Annotated in this window: 23 protein-coding genes and 1 riboswitch; of the genes, 15 read left to right on the forward strand and 8 right to left on the reverse strand. The window is 34.4% G+C overall.

Annotation, left to right across the window (positions count from 1 at the left end; translation table 11 throughout):
* Window positions 1–92: 92 nt before the first annotated feature.
* A complete protein-coding gene (locus tag NSQ69_RS08210; RefSeq protein WP_002126512.1) occupies window positions 93–953 on the forward strand; it encodes a GNAT family N-acetyltransferase in 861 nt (286 codons plus the stop codon).
* 42 nt (window positions 954–995) lie between these two features.
* On the opposite strand, the gene NSQ69_RS08215 is transcribed toward NSQ69_RS08210, so the two are convergent.
* Complete coding sequence (locus NSQ69_RS08215; RefSeq protein ID WP_002186259.1) at window positions 996–1,556, reverse strand: cysteine hydrolase family protein; 561 nt, start codon at window positions 1,554–1,556, stop codon at window positions 996–998.
* Window positions 1,557–1,738: 182 nt separating this feature from the next.
* Between NSQ69_RS08215 and NSQ69_RS08220 the strand changes: the two genes are divergently transcribed.
* Window positions 1,739–1,999, forward strand: coding sequence for a DUF6123 family protein (locus NSQ69_RS08220; RefSeq protein ID WP_001195213.1), 261 nt, complete (start codon window positions 1,739–1,741; stop codon window positions 1,997–1,999).
* A gap of 2 nt (window positions 2,000–2,001) precedes the next feature.
* Here the strand turns inward: NSQ69_RS08220 and NSQ69_RS08225 are convergent, their stop codons facing one another.
* From NSQ69_RS08225 to NSQ69_RS08235, 3 genes are all read right to left on the reverse strand, one after another.
* Window positions 2,002–2,907, reverse strand: coding sequence for a DMT family transporter (locus NSQ69_RS08225; protein WP_002126516.1), 906 nt, complete (start codon window positions 2,905–2,907; stop codon window positions 2,002–2,004).
* Between the two features lie 13 nt (window positions 2,908–2,920).
* On the reverse strand, window positions 2,921–3,307 hold the full coding sequence (locus NSQ69_RS08230; protein ID WP_002011911.1) for a reverse transcriptase-like protein: 387 nt from the start codon (window positions 3,305–3,307) through the stop codon (window positions 2,921–2,923).
* A 70-nt stretch (window positions 3,308–3,377) separates the two neighbouring features.
* Window positions 3,378–4,250 carry an aldose 1-epimerase family protein gene (locus tag NSQ69_RS08235; protein WP_063226113.1) on the reverse strand — a complete coding sequence of 291 codons (873 nt, stop codon included), beginning with the start codon at window positions 4,248–4,250 and terminating at the stop codon, window positions 3,378–3,380.
* Between the two features lie 131 nt (window positions 4,251–4,381).
* A riboswitch (PreQ1 riboswitch) is annotated at window positions 4,382–4,426 on the forward strand.
* Window positions 4,427–4,432: 6 nt separating this feature from the next.
* On the opposite strand from NSQ69_RS08235, the gene NSQ69_RS08240 reads away from it, so the two are divergent.
* From NSQ69_RS08240 to NSQ69_RS08250, 3 genes are all read left to right on the forward strand, one after another.
* On the forward strand, window positions 4,433–4,921 hold the full coding sequence (locus NSQ69_RS08240; RefSeq protein WP_002011909.1) for a QueT transporter family protein: 489 nt from the start codon (window positions 4,433–4,435) through the stop codon (window positions 4,919–4,921).
* 124 nt (window positions 4,922–5,045) lie between these two features.
* The gene (locus NSQ69_RS08245) at window positions 5,046–5,705 is read left to right on the forward strand and encodes a ribonuclease H family protein (protein ID WP_002126525.1); all 660 of its coding nucleotides are present in this window, start codon (window positions 5,046–5,048) and stop codon (window positions 5,703–5,705) included.
* A gap of 12 nt (window positions 5,706–5,717) precedes the next feature.
* Entirely contained in the window at window positions 5,718–5,894 is a 177-nt protein-coding gene (locus NSQ69_RS08250; RefSeq protein WP_002011906.1) for a zinc-finger domain-containing protein, read from the forward strand.
* 33 nt (window positions 5,895–5,927) lie between these two features.
* Here NSQ69_RS08250 and NSQ69_RS08255 read toward each other — a convergent pair whose 3' ends face one another.
* Both NSQ69_RS08255 and cspB read right to left on the reverse strand, forming a co-directional pair.
* On the reverse strand, window positions 5,928–6,176 hold the full coding sequence (locus NSQ69_RS08255; RefSeq protein ID WP_002011905.1) for a DUF2564 family protein: 249 nt from the start codon (window positions 6,174–6,176) through the stop codon (window positions 5,928–5,930).
* Window positions 6,177–6,295: 119 nt separating this feature from the next.
* Entirely contained in the window at window positions 6,296–6,493 is a 198-nt protein-coding gene (gene cspB, locus NSQ69_RS08260; protein WP_002011904.1) for a cold shock-like protein CspB, read from the reverse strand.
* A gap of 261 nt (window positions 6,494–6,754) precedes the next feature.
* On the opposite strand from cspB, the gene NSQ69_RS08265 reads away from it, so the two are divergent.
* From NSQ69_RS08265 to NSQ69_RS08300, 8 genes are all read left to right on the forward strand, one after another.
* Window positions 6,755–7,483 carry a YqcI/YcgG family protein gene (locus tag NSQ69_RS08265; protein WP_002030884.1) on the forward strand — a complete coding sequence of 243 codons (729 nt, stop codon included), beginning with the start codon at window positions 6,755–6,757 and terminating at the stop codon, window positions 7,481–7,483.
* A 139-nt stretch (window positions 7,484–7,622) separates the two neighbouring features.
* Complete coding sequence (locus tag NSQ69_RS08270; protein WP_002030886.1) at window positions 7,623–8,255, forward strand: LysE family transporter; 633 nt, start codon at window positions 7,623–7,625, stop codon at window positions 8,253–8,255.
* Window positions 8,256–8,274: 19 nt separating this feature from the next.
* A complete protein-coding gene (locus NSQ69_RS08275; protein ID WP_002011898.1) occupies window positions 8,275–8,568 on the forward strand; it encodes a hypothetical protein in 294 nt (97 codons plus the stop codon).
* An 82-nt stretch (window positions 8,569–8,650) separates the two neighbouring features.
* Window positions 8,651–9,280 carry a sterol desaturase family protein gene (locus tag NSQ69_RS08280; RefSeq protein WP_002126527.1) on the forward strand — a complete coding sequence of 210 codons (630 nt, stop codon included), beginning with the start codon at window positions 8,651–8,653 and terminating at the stop codon, window positions 9,278–9,280.
* A gap of 237 nt (window positions 9,281–9,517) precedes the next feature.
* Complete coding sequence (locus NSQ69_RS08285) at window positions 9,518–9,859, forward strand: DUF485 domain-containing protein (RefSeq protein WP_000817375.1); 342 nt, start codon at window positions 9,518–9,520, stop codon at window positions 9,857–9,859.
* A gap of 2 nt (window positions 9,860–9,861) precedes the next feature.
* Entirely contained in the window at window positions 9,862–11,412 is a 1,551-nt protein-coding gene (locus NSQ69_RS08290; RefSeq protein ID WP_002011892.1) for a solute symporter family protein, read from the forward strand.
* A 189-nt stretch (window positions 11,413–11,601) separates the two neighbouring features.
* A complete protein-coding gene (locus tag NSQ69_RS08295) occupies window positions 11,602–12,951 on the forward strand; it encodes an aspartate aminotransferase family protein (protein WP_002126530.1) in 1,350 nt (449 codons plus the stop codon).
* 80 nt (window positions 12,952–13,031) lie between these two features.
* Window positions 13,032–13,310 carry a DUF3986 family protein gene (locus NSQ69_RS08300; RefSeq protein ID WP_002186254.1) on the forward strand — a complete coding sequence of 93 codons (279 nt, stop codon included), beginning with the start codon at window positions 13,032–13,034 and terminating at the stop codon, window positions 13,308–13,310.
* A gap of 63 nt (window positions 13,311–13,373) precedes the next feature.
* On the opposite strand, the gene NSQ69_RS08305 is transcribed toward NSQ69_RS08300, so the two are convergent.
* A complete protein-coding gene (locus NSQ69_RS08305; protein ID WP_002011888.1) occupies window positions 13,374–14,537 on the reverse strand; it encodes a cation:proton antiporter in 1,164 nt (387 codons plus the stop codon).
* Between the two features lie 268 nt (window positions 14,538–14,805).
* On the opposite strand from NSQ69_RS08305, the gene NSQ69_RS08310 reads away from it, so the two are divergent.
* Together NSQ69_RS08310 and NSQ69_RS08315 are read left to right on the forward strand one after the other, a co-directional pair.
* Window positions 14,806–15,636, forward strand: a complete 831-nt coding sequence (locus tag NSQ69_RS08310; RefSeq protein WP_002086530.1) for a MerR family transcriptional regulator — start codon at window positions 14,806–14,808, stop codon at window positions 15,634–15,636.
* An 89-nt stretch (window positions 15,637–15,725) separates the two neighbouring features.
* Window positions 15,726–17,081, forward strand: a complete 1,356-nt coding sequence (locus NSQ69_RS08315) for an MATE family efflux transporter (protein WP_003188403.1) — start codon at window positions 15,726–15,728, stop codon at window positions 17,079–17,081.
* A gap of 38 nt (window positions 17,082–17,119) precedes the next feature.
* Here the strand turns inward: NSQ69_RS08315 and NSQ69_RS08320 are convergent, their stop codons facing one another.
* Window positions 17,120–17,785: a DUF421 domain-containing protein gene (locus NSQ69_RS08320; protein WP_002126540.1), complete on the reverse strand. Its 666-nt coding sequence runs from the start codon at window positions 17,783–17,785 to the stop codon at window positions 17,120–17,122.
* Window positions 17,786–17,911: the final 126 nt, after the last annotated feature.

Genomic DNA, 17,911 nt, shown 5'->3' on the forward strand with positions numbered 1-17,911 from the left:
TCAAAATAGGATATGTGTGTGAGTGATAAAGGGAAACATGTACAAGTTGATTCATGCAGAATGGTTCAAACGTCTAAAGAAGGAGATGGGGAATGATTGAAGTGGAGATTAGGGTGGAGCGTCTTAGGAAAGGGAAAATAGAGGATATTGTAGCATTATCTTCTCATATTGGCTGGGATTACAACAGAGAGGAAATTGAGATGATTTTGAATACGGGTATAGTATATGGTGTAGTAAATGAGAGAGAAGAGCTTATTGCTAGCGCAGCAATTATACTATACGGGGAGACATTAGCCTCAATTGGAATGGTAATTGTACATCCAGATTATAAAGGAAGAGGGATTGGAAAGATAATAACGGATTTATGTGTGAAAAGCGTATTAACTCAAACCCCCATTATGCTTATTGCCACGGATGAGGGAAAAATTTTATATGAAAAACTAGGATTCAGGGCTGTTAGTTATGTTTCTAAATACATATGTAACTCGTACAATGCGAATTACCATTGTGTAGGAAATGAAGAGTATATTGTGAATTATGAAGAACGTGATTTAGAAGAAATAATACAAATAGATAAAGATGCATTTGGAACAAATAGAGAAGAGTTTTTAAAGTATCGAATTATTCAAAGTGAACAATGTATTGTTACAAAGGATGCACAACAAAATGTATTAGGTTACGGTTTAAGTATACAAACGCCAGAAAATAAAATAATAGGGCCGGTCGTTGCTAAAAATGATGCGATGGCAATGAGAATGGTACATTATTTAGCAAGAGAGCATCATGGTAAATTAAGAATTGATGTACCAGAAGGAAAGAAAGGTTTCATGAAAGAATTAGAGATTACTGGTTTTCAAAAGGTTAATACCCCACCAATTATGATAAAAAATAGTGATCAATTTTTGAAAAGAAATGGAGAACTATACAGTATTGCAGCGCAAATTTTTGGATAAAAAAGAATCCTTTTGTGAAAAGGATTCTTTTTTATAGCCAAATTAATCGCGATATTGATCATGAATAGGTTGAAAAAGGTCTTCCTCGACATCTCTAACCATTGAAAAATGATCAACGTTATAATGTCCATGTAGAGTTTTATTATGATGACCAATAATTTGCTCTGCAGATAACACGTTAGAATCAGTTGTGGAATGACCATTTTTAATTAATGTAACGTCAAATCCTTGTACAGTTGCTGTTCTAACGGCGGTATCGATGCAATGTTCTGTTTTACATCCACCGATAACGATATGGCTAATCTTCTCTTCTTTTAAAAGTTCAAGTAAAGAAGTGCCATAGAATGCGTTTGTTGCTGCTTTATTAATAAGGATTGCAGACTGAGGTACTTTAATTTGATTATGTACTTCAAATCCTTCTCCGCTACCAGAAGCAACATCGATATCTCTTACGAAAACAATAAGGGCATTTGAATCTATTGCTTTCTGTACGGCTGTATTTAGTGTAGATAATAGCTCGGTTTTACGAAAAACTTCATTTTCTTGTTCATTTCCATCCATTAATTCTTGCTGAGCATCGATAATTAATAGTGCTTGTTTCATTCGATATCCCCTTTAATATAAAATAAATTCCACTTTACATATTCTTTTATATTGTAAGGAACTCCTCTTTTTTCTAAGAAGTAGACGATAGATTTACAAAGTTGTCAAATAAATTTCATTCTCATAGAGTATAAAAACATGTATGATAGGAAGTGGAGAATTTTTGAGTAGGTGGGAATATCATGCAAACAGTAGAAGATTATCTTTCATTCTTACATACGAAAGGATTTAAATTATCAGAGGAAGCACAAGGATTTATTATGTTCGGACAAGGATATACTGGTGCATCTGATGGGATTGTGAACGTAGCAATAGAAGCGACGATTAAACATCAATTACAGTTTGATGGCAGTTATTTTGTTGCGTTATTAGAACGCTTGAAAGAAGAAGAAATTACAGATAAAAAAAGCGCTAAGGCTTTTATGCGGAAGTTACAAGCGTAACTTCACGCAGCCCGCGCTTCTTTTTTCGTTTTAGAAGGTAGTTCAACAAAAACCATGCCTAGGAAAATACATAAACAACCGATAATGGCAGAAATAGAAAGTTGTTCGTTTGCAACTAGAACGCCTGTTAATGCAGCAAAAACGGGCTCCATTGCAAAAATAATTGCTACTCTTGTTGGAGAAGTATGTTTTTGTGCCGATGTTTGAATGAAAAAAGCAATGGATGTCGCAAATAGGGAAGTTAGAAATAGAGCGAATAAAAAGGATTGATTCGTCCATAGTGAAACTGAAAATAATTTTTCCCAATCTTCAAACAAAAAAGCGCAAATAGAAGAAAATATACCGACAGCTAATACTTGAGAGGTGCTTAGTAATAAAGGTGATATTTTCTTAGAAAAGAAACCGTTAACAAGAATATGGGCAGCAAAAGCAACTGCACAACCGAGAACGAGTATATCTCCAATGTTTAATTGAAAAGAATCACCAGCCGTTAATAAGTATAAACCTGCTGTTGCTACAGCAATGCCCATTACGATAAAAATGGTAGCTTTTTGTTTTAAAAAAATAAAAGACAAAATTGGTACCATAACGATACTAAGCCCTGTTAAGAAACCAGCTTTTGAAGAAGTTGTATAAAGTAAGCCGAATGTTTGTAATACATAGCCAATACATAAAAAGAATCCAACAATTAATCCAGCGAAGCTACTCTGTTTTATATCTTGTTTTGAAGCTCTTTTTGAGAAAATCATTTGAACGAATAATAAAATAATTCCAGCGAATAAAAAGCGAATACCATTAAAAGTAAATGGACCAACGAAAGACATAGCATTTTGAACGACAACAAACGTAGCTCCCCAAATAAAAGAGACAAATAATAAAGCAAGAGGAGCAACCCAATCTTTTTTCACACTCATACCCCCGTTAATTTTGTAAGATAGCTTTTCTAGCTAATTCATCAGCAACTTTATTTTGACTACTTGGAATCCACTTAATAAAAAAGAGATCGAAACTTTTTATGTACTGCAGTGCTTCCTCTAATAGTGGTGCAAATATTTTATTTTTTGCGTATTCTTTTTCGACAGCTCGCTCGACAAGCTGCGAATCGGTACGAAAAGAGACAATGTTATAATTATGCTCCGTGCAATATTTTAATGCCGCAAGTAAAGCGTGGTATTCTGCTTCATGATTGGACATTGTCCCAAGGGGCAATGATAACTGTACAGCTGGTTGCACCCCTTTAATAAACACTCCTGCACCAGAAGGACCAGGATTTCCTTTTGATGCACCATCAATATATACTTCAATCAAAATGAGAAACCTCCAAATTATAAGATGATCCCCTACTTATATGTTTCTTTGAAGTAGGGGATAGAGTGACTTAGCCGATTGTAATACTATAACGACATGTAAATGTTTCATTCGTTTGTAAAGATTGAATTCCTTTTTTTTCCTTGAAATCTTTTGCCGGATTTACTTCATCAGCAATCCCGTACCAAGGTTCAATACATAAGAAAGGTGTGTTCTCGCCTGGTGTCCATACACCGACAAATGGGAATCCGTCAAATTCTACTTTTACAAATTTATTATGTTTATGAGAACGAATAGAGATTTCATCCGTATTCATATTTTCAAAAATAAGTGCATCATTTTTGAATAAATCGTATGTAAGTGGTAATTCATTCGTATTTTCAGCGATTAATTGCTTTTTACTTGAAAGATAAGGTCCTTCTAATACGCTTGTTTCTAAGCGTTCAGAACCATTAAATGCTAAATGATAATCAGTAAATGATTCGCCCTCTAATAAGGGGAAGTTGAAACCAGGATGTGCTCCGATTGAGAAGAACATCTCTTTTGAAGCAGGATTATTTACTTCATATGTTACATGAACGATTTGTCCATCTAGCTCATAAGAAACGAGTAATTCGAATTCGTATGGGTATTTTTTTAATGTTTCTTCATTACTAGTAACAATATAAGTAATATTCGTTTCACTTTGTTCTTTTACAGAGAATGTAAGATCACGAGCAAAGCCGTGTTGTGTTAAAGAATATGGTTTACCATCTACGTAGTATGTATTATCTACTAATCGGCCGACAATTGGGAATAAAATTGGTGCGCGGCGCCCCCAATAAGTAGAATCGCCTTGCCATAAGTATTCAGTGTTATCTTCTTTTAAGCGAACGCTTTGTAATTCTGCACCTTTGTCAGAAATGGAAACGATCACTTTTTCATTTTGAATTGTTGCTGTCATGAAGTGAAACCTCCTAAATCTTTCATATGTTTTATTATACGTTGTCCAAAAGAAAAAAGGTAGTAAATGATAGGAATCTATTGACGAAAGAGTGCCTATTGAGTAAAATATAATCTTGTTGCTTAAAAACGAATAACGTGGTTCGAAACCATCCCACGTAAAAAAACTAAGGAGATTTTGTCATGAATATAAGGACATTAGTCGGTAATGGTATTTTAGCGGCATTATATATTGCTGTTTCCATGCTTATTCAGCCATTTGGCTTTACCAGTGTACAGTTTCGTATTTCAGAGATGTTTAATCATCTCGTTGTATTCAATAAGAAAGCAATTTACGGGATTGTATTAGGTGTATTTTTAACGAATCTCTTTTTCTCACCTATGATCGCTTATGATTTAGTATTTGGAGTAGGGCAATCCATTCTTGCATTACTTGCAACTATTATTTCTATGCGCTTCATTAAAGGTGTTTGGGCTCGTATGATTTTTAATACAGTTATTTTTACAGTCACAATGTTTATGATTGCAATTGAACTTCATCTTGCGTTTGATCTGCCATTTTTATTGACATGGCTAACTTGTGCAGTTGGTGAATTTGTTGTAATGGCAATTGGTATGCCTGTAATGTACTGGATTAATAAGCGAGTGCAATTTGAAAGATTTATGCAATAGATGAAAGAGCTGTCCTTACTTAGGATGGCTCTTTTTGTCTGTGATTAAATTGTATATAATACTGTGACTCTTGATAAAATATAATAAAATAAATATAAGAAGTCTTATAAAAGGGGAATCTAGTATGAAATATAAAATACATTGGTTGTATAAAACGAAGCGTGGTTTACAAACTGAATTAACAACAGATTATATGAACATAGAAGAAGTACTTCAATTTGCGGAGGATTTTGAGAAAACAGGTAGGGTGAAAGAACTTTTATTTTTCGATGAAATGGACGCGGAATGGTCATTAAAAGAAATGAAAAAACTGAGTAAGCAAGTGGAGGAAGACCCGCAAGAAATTCAAGTTTATTTTGATGGTGGTTATGATGTACAGACGAAAGAAGCTGGGGTTGGTATATGTGTATACTATAAAAAAGGAAATACAAATTACCGAATTCGTCGCAATGCATACATAGAAGGCATATATGATAATAACGAAGCGGAGTATGCAGCATTATTATACGGGATGAATACACTCGAGGAATTAGGAATTAAATATGAAGCAGTTACACTTCGTGGAGATTCTCAAGTTGTACTGCAGCAATTAGCTGGTGAATGGCCTTGCTATGATGAACATTTAAATCATTACTTAGATCAAATTGAACAAAAAGCGAAGCAAATGAAATTAAAGCTTATTTGTGAACCGATATCTAGAAAGCAAAATAAAGAGGCACATCAATTAGCAGCGCAAGCATTAGAAGGGACGACAATTGATAGTCATAAAGAAATAACCGAATAGAGAGGTGCACACGTGAAGAAGAAGCAACTCATTACAGAGGTAAATGACTTATTAGAAACGTATTGCGGAGGGTGTTTCCTGCAGGAACATAATCGGAAAAATCATAGTAAATACTATGCCCATTCTTTTTGTATACGGCAATGTACGGTTGGAGAGAAGTTGAAAAAGTATGGGGAGCAATTGTCATAAAAAAACATCCAGAGAATTTTCTCTGGATGTTTTTTAGTGCTTCGCTTCATGTAATTGATGCTCGCATTTACTTAATTTTTTTTCTTCATTCATTAGAAATGGCTCATCTAAATCCGTTGCAACGGATTTCATGATTTCAAGCTGAGAACGAGCCGATTCTACTGCAGTAGTGGCATGCTCTAATGTGTCTGGATCCATTGAAATTGTTGCAGAACCTACCATTTTTTGTGCAGTTTCTACACGGAATTTTACTTCTTCAAAATCATTTACATGTGACCCCATTGTTATTGCCTCCTTTGTATTTTGCGCATTTCACATAGTTTTTGCTCTGGAAAACGGAAATATACAAAGGAATAACAAAGGAGGTTACCAAGTAAGGTAACCTCCTGTCATATGTGGGATTAAAGTTTTGCTACGTTAGCAGCTTGAGGTCCACGGTTTCCTTCAGTAATGTCGAAAGATACTTCTTGACCTTCCTCTAAAGCTTTGTAGCCGTCGCTTTGAATAGCAGAGAAATGTACGAATACATCTTCAGAGCCTTCCATTTCGATAAATCCAAAACCTTTTTCATTGTTAAACCATTTTACTTTTCCTTGCATGTCACAATTCCTCCTAAAAACGATTCCTTTTTTCATTTAGTGAAATTCATTAAAAAAATAATAAAAATAAAAAATGCTATATTCTCGAATATTCTGCTAAATGATTAATTTAAATATACATGAATTGGTAGAATTTAGTCAAGTAAGCGTTTTAAAAATTTTGTATTTTGAATTAATTTTTTCTTGAATTTTTAAAAAGGTATAGGACAAGCCGAGTATGTAATATTCTTAAGTGAATGCTGTACATAATGAGGTGAAAGAATGGATGAGTCTTATTTATTAGATAATGAAGGGATGAAAAATAGAGTCGACATACCGAATTGGGTTGCAAAAGAATTTCATGATTTTTCGAGTGTCGTGTTAGAACCAACCTTCCCGTGTTATTTCGGTTTAACAGCTTTGAAGAAGAATGAACTTCGTTATTCATTTCTCTCTCATAATGATTGGAGTCATTTGCCCAATACAATGTTAACTTTTTTGGAGCTAATGAAAGAGCGGCCGATTGTAAGAAGAGGATTTTTTCTTTTTGTGGAACCGGAATGTGAAGAAAAATCAATCGAATATTATCGAGATTATTTTTGGAAAGTACTACAATATTTGCATGAACAAGATAATCAATTATGGCCAAAGCAAATCCCGAAAAATCCAGACCATCATTTATGGGAATTTTCATTTGGTGGTGAACCAATATTTGCATTTGGGAATGCGCCAGCTTATAAACAGCGAAAGACTAGGCATTTAGGAAATTCTCTCGTTATTGGATTCCAGCCACGAACTATTTTCGATGGATTAGAAGGAGATCGTCCTAAAGGGTCGTATTCAAGACAAATGGTCCGTGAACGAGTTGAAAAGTGGGATCAGTTGCCGAAGCACCCTAACATTAGTCACTACGGCGATCCTAATCATCGTGAATGGAAACAATATTTCATAGGGGATGATATTGAGCCGATTAAAGGTAAATGTCCTTTTCATCATAGGGTAGAGAAATAAGAGCCATCAACTGGATGGCTCTTTTGCATATTTTGGATAAAAAAGGGTATTGTATTATTGAATAATTTTTATGAAAGCTAGTCTATTTTCTTTATTTGCATCATTACTTAATAGTAAAAGAAGTAGAAAGGATAGAGTGATGTTTGGAGCAATTATACAACAAATAGTATTAGGTATTTCATTAGCTGCACCTGTAGGTCCGATTAATATTGAAATGTTAAAACGAGGAATTGAACGTGGATTTTGGCATGCGTGGATTGTTGGAATCGGAGGAATGACTGCTGATATTTTGTTTATGCTGCTTATTTATTTTGGTTTATCTTCTGTGTTTATGTATACATATGTACAAGCTTTTATGTATTGCGCTGGTTTTTTCTTGTTGTTTTATTTAGGGTTTCAAAGTGTAAAACAAGGAATTTCTCACTCTAATATGGAATATAAACAAGAAGAGATAGGTGGACTTAAACAATCTTTTATGGCAGGATTTCTAATTGCGATATCCAATCCATTAAATCTCGTTTTTTGGTTTGGTATATATGGAAGTACACTTAGCTCGTTGCTTACAAAGGTAACGAAACAAGAAGCTTTTTTGTACAGTCTTTGTATTATTGTTGGTATTATTTTGTGGAATTTGAATATTGCTTTTTCTGTACATTTTGGAAGAACTTTATTAAAGAAAAAAGCACTTGGCTATATTACAGCCGGAGCAGGTATTATTTTAGTAGGATATTCTATCCATTTTGCATACAAAGCTTTACAGTTATTCATATAAGATTGAAGGGGAGATTTTTATGTATCGAACCACTATTGACGGAAAAGAAATTATCATCACTTTAGCACCAAAAATCCGAAAAGAAATTACTGATAGGAATCCACTATATGAAGCGGTATTTAAAAATGCAGCAAGGTTACTGCAAACGAAACAACCAACGTTTGCGGTAAATCATGAAGTATTTGGTCTCATTATTGGAGAAGTACAAAGAGGAGAAGTAACAGTGTTTGCAGTAGAACACATTATTCCGAAGCAAAATATATTTGGTCCGAACACTTTTTTCTCGACAATAGAACAGCAGGCAAATTTGTAAAGTGAATAGAATAAGAATGAAATAGAAAAAAATGGTCGTAACGATATGTTGCGGCTGTTTTGGTGGAAAAGGGGGAAGTAAGATGAAGAGAGTGGTGAAAGAGTTTTTTTTACAACATGATATTGTTATTATGTATAGTGTTCTATTAATTTTTATTATTATTTTAAAAATGCAATTTTTTACATGGATTGGTATGTTAGCGTGTATGTTTGGGATTGTTTTTTATACGTTTAACGAATATATGACACACCGTTTTTTATTCCATTTAAAGCCGCCTAAAAACGCATTTTTATTAAAAATGTTAAGAAGATTACATTATGATCATCACGTATATCCAGATGATTTAAAACTTTTATTTTTGCCTGTATGGTTTAGTATACCTAGCTTTACTATATATTTACTTATAACGTATGGTATTACAAAAAGTGTTACTGTTACACTTTCATTCGGAATCGGAATGATTATCATGCTCCTCGTTTATGAATGGAAACATTATATTGCACATAAACCGATTCGTCCCTTCACTAAGTTTGGAAGATGGCTAAAAAAACAGCACATATTACACCATTATAAAAATGAAAAGTTTTGGTTCGGAGTTTCAAATCCAGTATTCGATTTTATATTTAGAACACTTAAAGATGGAAAAGACGTTGAATTAAGTGAAACAGCTCGTAATTTAGAAAAGGAGACAAAGAAAGAAGTAGTGCGATAAGCACTACTTCTTTCTTCTATTTTAATGGGAATAAAAGTTTAATCGAATCAATCAAATTTTATGTTAAAAAAGTATATTGAAAATTTAGGAGAAAATGACGAAAAATGTCTATCGAAAAATCTTTGCAGGAATGTATGGATTGTCTAAAATGGAAATAAGTTTCTGAATATTTATAAAATTTAGTCTTTAGGTATGCAAGGAGGAATTGTATTTTAAGTTAAGAGAGGGGACCAGAGAATGAAACGAGATGATACGTCAGCACGTAAGTTACAAAATGAGGTGAACTATACAGAAGTTGTTCAGTCTGAAGAGTTTCAATTGTTATTAAATACGAAAAAGAAGTTTATCGTTCCGATGAGTATTTTCTTTTTAAGTTTTTTTATAGCACTACCTATTTTAACATCGTATTCAAAGGTGCTTAATACACCGGCGTTTGGTGATGTGACATGGGCATGGGTATTTGCTTTTGCGCAATTTATTATGACATGGTCATTATGTATGATTTACAGCAAGAAAGCCGAATCCTTTGATGAAATTTCGCAAAAAATTCTGCAAGATATGCAAAAAGGGAGGGGCTGAATTTGAATACTACTGCGTTTGCACTATTTTTAATTATTGTTCTTGGTACGCTCGTCATAACCTATTTTGCATCAAAAAAAACGAAAAATGCGAGTGAATTTTATACGGCTGGAGGGGGATTAACTGGCTGGCAAAATGGTCTGGCTATTGCTGGGGATTACATGTCTGCTGCGTCATTTCTTGGTATAGCCGGAGCGATAGCGTTAACTGGGTTTGATGGGTTCTTTTATAGTATCGGCTTTTTAGTTGCTTATTTAGTTGTTCTATATCTTGTCGCAGAACCGCTTAGAAATTTAGGGAAGTACACGTTAGCGGATATGATTGCGGCACGTTTTGATGCGAAAAAAGTTCGTGGTATAGCAGCGCTTAATACGATGACGATTTCAATTTTTTATATGATTGCACAATTAGTTGGTGCGGGTGCACTTATTAAACTATTATTAGGTATTGAATATACAACATCTGTATTAATCGTAGGTACACTTATGACTGTGTATGTTATTTTTGGAGGAATGACAGCTACGAGCTGGGTTCAAATTGTAAAGGCTGTACTACTTATGGCAGGGACATTTATTATTTCTGTTATCGTTTTCTCCAAATTTAATTTCAGTGTGACTGAAATGTTCGCTCACATGAAAACAGCTACTCCATTAAAAGATTCGTTTTTAAATCCAGGAGTAAAGTATAAGGATGGTCTTGATACACTTTCTTTAAATTTAGGACTAGTCCTTGGTACAGCGGGATTACCACATATTCTTGTCCGCTTTTTTACAGTACGTGATGCAAAAACTGCACGTCAATCTGTTGTATATGCGACGTGGTTAATTGGCGCGTTTTATATTATGACAATTTTCTTAGGGTTTGGAGCAGCAGCGTTTGTAGGAAATGAGGCGATTATTAAAGCAAACCCTGCTGGTAATATGGCAGCACCTTTATTAGCAAAAGCATTAGGCGGAGATTTCTTATTTGCTTTCGTATCAGCAATTGCTTTTGCAACTATTTTAGCTGTAGTAGCAGGACTTGTGTTAACAGCAGCATCAGCATTCGCGCATGATTTTTATAATGAGATTATCCGTAAAGGAAAATCAACGGAAAAAGAGCAAGTGTCAATGGCTCGTTATGCGTCTATTGGAGTAGCGATAGTATCTATTATACTTGCTTTATTTGCTCAAACATTAAACGTAGCATTTTTAGTATCACTAGCATTTGCGGTTGCAGCGAGTGCAAATTTACCGGTTATATTATTTACAATCTATTGGAAGCGTTTTAATACAACAGGAGCAATTTCTGGTATGATTGTTGGTCTTGTATCAGCGATTGTTCTTGTAGCGTTAAGTCCAAATGTTTGGAACCCAGTAGCTGGAAAAGCTATTTTTGTTGGAGAAGCGATATTCCCATATACGACACCTGGAATTATTTCGATCCCGCTCGGGTTTCTTGCAGCATATTTAGGAACTGTTTTCTCTAGTAAGAAAGAAGATGCAGCGAAATTTGATGAAATTCTTGTGAAATCTAATACTGGTCATGGTATTAGTGATGCATCTTCGCATTAAAAAAGAGGAGCTTTTCGAAATATAAGAAAAGCTCCTCTTTCTTTTGACATTTTCTTATAAATATTACTTTAATTTTGGTAGGATTTGTCTTGTGTTTGTGGAATGAAAATAGGCAGGGAGAAATTTAACTCATCATGGCACCAGCGCAGCTTTGTGAAAAATAAGTTGTTATGGAAGGTGGAAGAAATGATGAAGACAAAACAAACCGATGAATTATTAGCAAAAGATGAGCAATATGTGTGGCACGGAATGCGTCCCTTTAGTCCAAGTAGTACAATGGTAGGGGCAAAAGCAGAAGGGTGCTGGGTTGAAGATATACAAGGAAAAAGATACTTAGATGGTATGAGTGGTCTTTGGTGTGTAAATAGCGGATATGGAAGAAAAGAGCTTGCAGAGGCAGCTTATAAGCAATTGCAAACATTATCATATTTTCCGATGTCACAATCACATGAACCAGCAATTAAGCTCGCTGAAAAGTTAAACGAGTGGCTTGGTGGAGAGTATGTTATTTTCTTCTCTAATAGTGGATCAGAAGCGAATGAAACCGCTTTTAAAATAGCAAGACAATATTATGCTCAAAAAGGTGAACCGCATCGTTACAAATTTATGTCACGTTATCGTGGTTATCACGGAAACACAATGGCGACGATGGCAGCGACTGGACAAGCACAGCGTAGATACCAATATGAGCCATTCGCTTCAGGTTTTTTACATGTAACGCCTCCAGATTGTTACCGCATGCCAGAAATGGAATCACAAAATATTTATGATGTAGAATGCGTAAAAGAAGTAGATCGTGTTATGACATGGGAATTAAGTGAAACGATAGCAGCATTTATTATGGAGCCAATTATTACAGGCGGAGGTATTTTAATGCCACCACAAGACTATATGAAAGCAATTCACGAAACATGTCAAAAACACGGAGCACTACTTATAAGTGATGAAGTTATTTGTGGTTTCGGGCGTACAGGAAAAGCATTTGGGTTTATGAACTATGACGTTAAGCCTGATATCGTTACGATGGCAAAAGGTATTACGAGCGCATATTTACCATTATCAGCAACAGCTGTAAAAAAAGAAATTTATGAGGCATTTAAAGGAACAGGAGAATATGAATTCTTCCGCCATATTAATACATTTGGTGGAAATCCAGCGGCTTGTGCATTAGCGCTTAAAAACTTAGAGATTATGGAAAATGAAAATTTAATTGAGCGCTCTGCACAAATGGGTTCACTTTTATTAAATCAATTAAAAGAAGAAATTGGGGCACATCCGCTTGTTGGAAATATTAGAGGGAAAGGGTTATTAGTTGGAATCGAACTAGTAAATGATAAAGCGACGAAAGAACCAATTGATAATGACAAAATTGCAAGTGTTGTAAATGCTTGTAAAGAAAAAGGGCTCATTATTGGGCGTAACGGTATGACAACAGCTGGATATAATAATGTCTTAACATTGGCACCGCCGCTCGTTATATCAAGTGAAGAAATTGCTTTCGTTGTTGGTACGTTGAAGACGGCGATGGAGCGTATTTAATTAATTGAGCGAGCTGTAATATACAGCTCGCTTTTGTTTATTACGTGAAATAGTATAGCTTTTTAAAGGAAGGGATATTAATGGAGAAATATGATCCTAACAAACATTATCACATCGGATATTATGAAGATGGATATGATTTAGAAGTGACAGCGTACAAAAGAATAAATGAACCAATTTGGGATGCCTATATTCCACACTATGAGGTAGATGATTTTTACAAAAAAGTGGAGGAAATGAAGCTAGGTGAATATATAGATGATTATGGCATTAAGGTGTATTCATTTAGTAATGATATCGATGATGAAGAAGCGCGAACTATGTTTGAAAACTGGTTAAAAATGAATGGAATTGTTTAAAGATAAAATGAAAAAGGAGATTGCTATCTTATAAGATAGCAATCTCCTTTTATTATATGAAACTTATTTACTTGCTTTCATTGCTTTATCTTTTGCACCAAAAGTGTATTTTAACATTGGTGGTGTAATCATTGTAGTTAAAATAACGACAATAACGATAGCTGTAAAGTAATCTTGTGCTAATAGGCCAGAAGAAAGTCCTGTTCCTGCGATGATAAGTGCAACTTCACCACGAGAAACCATACCAGCACCGATAATTGCAGAAGACTTTGCATCAAATCCAGTGATTCGTGCACCGAATCCACAACCGATTAGTTTTGTGAATACAGCGATAACTGTTAATGCTAAGATGAACCAAATTTGATCGCCAATACCGTCAAATGTAATATTCATACCGATACTAACAAAGAATACTGGAACGAACATAGCGTAAGCAATTGGTTCTACTTTCTTTTCTACTTCATGTTTGTAGTTCGTTTGAGAAATAGCGATACCAGCTGCGAAAGCACCGATAATACCAGCAATTCCTAATAGTTCGCCGAAGTATGCGAATGAGAAACAGATGATAAGCGCAGCACTAACGATAGACTCAGATACGCGAAGCGGTGATAACCAACGCATGATTGCTGGAACACCTTTCCAACCAATTAAAATGATAGAAGCAAAGAATACTACTTTCTTCAAGATAATCATTGTTAAGTTAACGTCATCTGTGCCTAAGAAGCTCATTGCAAATGCTAATAAAATAACAACAAGAATGTCATCAAATACAGCGGCTCCAAGCATCGTCGTACTTTCACGTGTTTTCATTTTACCTAAATCACGAAGTGTTTGAACGGAAATACTAACACTTGTTGCACATAGAAGTAATCCTAAAAAGACAGCATTCCCTTGTTCCATACCGACAACAAGACCGGCAACGTAACCACCTACGAATGGAAGAACGATACCTCCAAGTGCAACAGCTAAAGAAGAATTACGATTTGCGTTTAATTCTTCTAAGTCTGTTTCAAGTCCTGCCATAAACATTAAAAGAATAACTCCGACATTACTTAATTGTGTTAGAAGCTCTGAATTTTCAATCCATCCGAATATAGCTGGACCGATAACGATACCAACAATTAATTTACCGAGTACAGAAGGTTGACCTAATCTAACACTAAGGTCACCAGCGAGCTTTGTACTTAATAAAATAAGTGCAATCTGAAAGAAAAATTCGAATTCCATTTGATCCTCTCCTCATCATTTTTTATTTTTATCATACGATTTCTCGGAATTTGCCTAATGATAATATGTAAAGATCCATTAAACAAAGGGTCTGATTACGAGTTCTTTTGAACTTGTAATTTGAACCTGTAATTAATATATAATAAAATTTATTAAAAATCAATGAAAAAATAGCAGATTTTCTTGAGAGGATTCGTTTTAGAAACGAGGGATATAGATATATAATAGGAAGTAATAAAGTTTACATATAATGAATGGAGAAAGAAAAATGTTATTAAATCAACGTTTTACAATTGGGGAAATGGCGAAAATGCATAATATAGCGGAATCTACATTACGTTATTATGATGAAAAAGGGATTTTTCATCCGTCAATTGTTGACCCTCAAACCAATTATCGTTATTACACAATTGATCAGTTTTCACTATTAGATACGATTAAATTTTTACGCCAATTGAACATCCCGTTAAAGGAAATAAAGAAATATATTGATGAACGAAATCCATCTTATGCACTGAATTTACTTGAAAAACAACAAGAAATGATGCTGAAAAAACAAAGAGAAATCGAGTATGCTTTGGCAAAAATGGAACATAAAATCCATTTAATGAAGAAAGCGACGAAATCTGAAGCAAATCAAATTATTTATAAAAAGATACCGAAACGAAAAATTACAGCAATTGCAGTTGCACCAAATACAACGGATGATATGTTTGAATATTATATCCATTCGTTGCAAAAAAATATGAAGCAAATTGATAATAGTTTATTTTCAGGTGATATCGGTGTAACAGTTTCAAAAAAAGCATTAATGCAAAATGAGTTTCAAGCATATAACAGTGTGTTTATTTTATTGGATTACATGCCTTTTGAAGCGCATACTTCAGATGAAATAAAAGAAGGGATATTTGCCTGTTCTTATCACCATGGACCATATGAAGAAACAGACGCAACGTATACGGAATTATTAAAGCACATTGATAACGAAGGATATGAAGTGTGCGGAGATGCACTGGAACTTGCATTAATTGATTGGTCCGTAACAGAAAATCCGAAGGAGCAAGTAACGGAAATTCAAATACCTGTTGTTAAAAAATAGGCTTATATATTTTTCGATTCTCTATTGACCTTCAAGTAACTTGAAGGTTTAAACTGTGAACAGAGCATTGAAAAAGGAGCATTTATATGATGGAAACAACAGAAAAATTAAGAGAAAAACCAATTAAAAGTTTATTTATTACGTATTTAATACCAGCTGTTCTTGGGATGGTATTAATGTCGGTTAATATTGTGATTGATGCAGTCATGATTAGTAGAGGAGTTGGAGCGAACGGTTTAGCCGGAGTAAACGTAGCTATTCCAGCATTTTCAATTTTCTTCTCTATTTCATTATGGATTGGAATGGGCGGAGCAACGCTATATTCCATTGCACTAGGTGAAAATAAACTGGAAAGAGCAAGGTCTATCTTTACTCAATCTATGACAGTAGCAGTTGTTATCGTTGGCGTTTTAGCGGCTATTTGCTTATGGAGAATAGAAGATTTAGCATATTTATTTGGTGCGAATGAAGTGATTTTACCATACGCATTAGACTATTTACAGGTGTTATTAACATTTGGAATGATATACGTTTTAGAAAATATTTTAAGTACATTTATACGAAATGACGGAAATCCTAATTTAGCAATGGCAGGTCTTGTTGTAACGGCTGTATTAAATATAGTGTTCGACTATATTTTTATTTTCATCTTTGGATGGGGTGTAACTGGTGCTGCTTCAGCTACTATTCTTTCGGCGGCAATTGGTTTCCTTGTATTATTAACTCACTTCTTTAGAAAAAGTAGTATTTTAAAATGGACGAAATTCCATTTTGAATGGGATACGGTTAAACAAATTATGGTGATCGGTTTCCCAAGTTTTACAGCAGAAAGTACAGTTGCAATCGTAACAATCGGTTTTAACATTGCATTCGTTCAATATGCAGGAGAAATAGGAGTCGCTTCCTATGCGATGGTGAATAGTATTCATGCAATGACATTATTATTATTCTTCGGTGTTGGTGCAGCATTACAACCAATCGCTAGTTTCCATTACGGTGCAAACTTATCAGAAAGATTGCGTGAAGGATTACAGTTTGCTGTGAAAATTGCGCTTGTACTCGGAGGCATTGCGATTGTTGTCGGTTTATTCTTTGGGAAATATATTATAGGTTTATTTAATGTTCAATCGCCAGAACTATTGGAGTTAACGTTAACAGGTATTAGTTTATTCTTTATTCAATATGTATTTTTAGGCTATAACATTGTGTATGGAGAGTATTTCCAATCAGTGCGACAAACGAAAAAATCAGTACTTATAATAATGAGCCGAGGTTTACTATTTGTTATCCCATTGTTATGGATTATGCCAAAAGTATTTGGTATAAACGGAATTTGGCTCGTTATGCCAGTAGCGGAAGTATTGACAGCAATTATCGTATTTACGATGAATCGTATGAAACATCCTGTTCCGTTAAACATGGCGAGAGAGAAAAAAGCAATATAGTGAAGAAAATCCCCTTGAACAAGTAAGGGGATTTTTTTTCATTCTTTTAAACTAATTGCAAAGGATCCATCTGTCTCCTGCACAGAAGCGAAAGCCACATTTTTAATATTTGTAACGCCTTTCTCCATTAACTCTGCATGTAACCACTTTTCATTTTTATGGATTAATTTTAAGTTATCGTATTGAATTTGTGAATCAACGATAAGAGCAATTGGTAAGCCTGCATACTTAACATTTATATTCAAATCTTTTGGAGTCAGAGGCACAAGTTCTCTTTTTGGTAAAATACTAATAGCTCCATTCGCTTCTAATATCGCATACTCAATTTCATGAACACTTGGATATCCTGCGACGCGAAGGTTAGAAAGCAATTCAGGGATCGGATATCTACTTTTTTGTAAGTTCTCAAAAATAATATCACCATGTTTAATTAAAATAATGGGGTGTCCGAGAATAAAACGATTTAGTTTGTTGAGTAGGCTTAATTTTGTAAGAAGCAAATGCAAACATGTAATAACGACCATACCGAGAAATGCTTGTAAAGCACCAGCGACTGGTATGGCTTGAAAAGCTAAATAAGATAAAAAGATAATAGCCCCAAAATCATGAGGAGTTAGTTGTGCTAATGCAGATTTACCAAGTAGCTTAAGTGATAGTAAAAATAAGATGAAAAAGAATGATACGTTACATAAAAAGAGAAGCAATAGGGACACTCCTTCGTGCGAAGTTGTACTTACTATTCCCGAAATTAATAGAAATATTACCTTTTGGAGGATAAATTAGGCTTAATTGGAATTTGTCTGTATACAAACGAATAAATGGATATTATG

The organism is Bacillus sp. FSL R10-2201, from assembly GCF_038008665.1.
Taxonomy (GTDB): Bacteria; Bacillota; Bacilli; order Bacillales; family Bacillaceae_G; genus Bacillus_A; species Bacillus_A mycoides.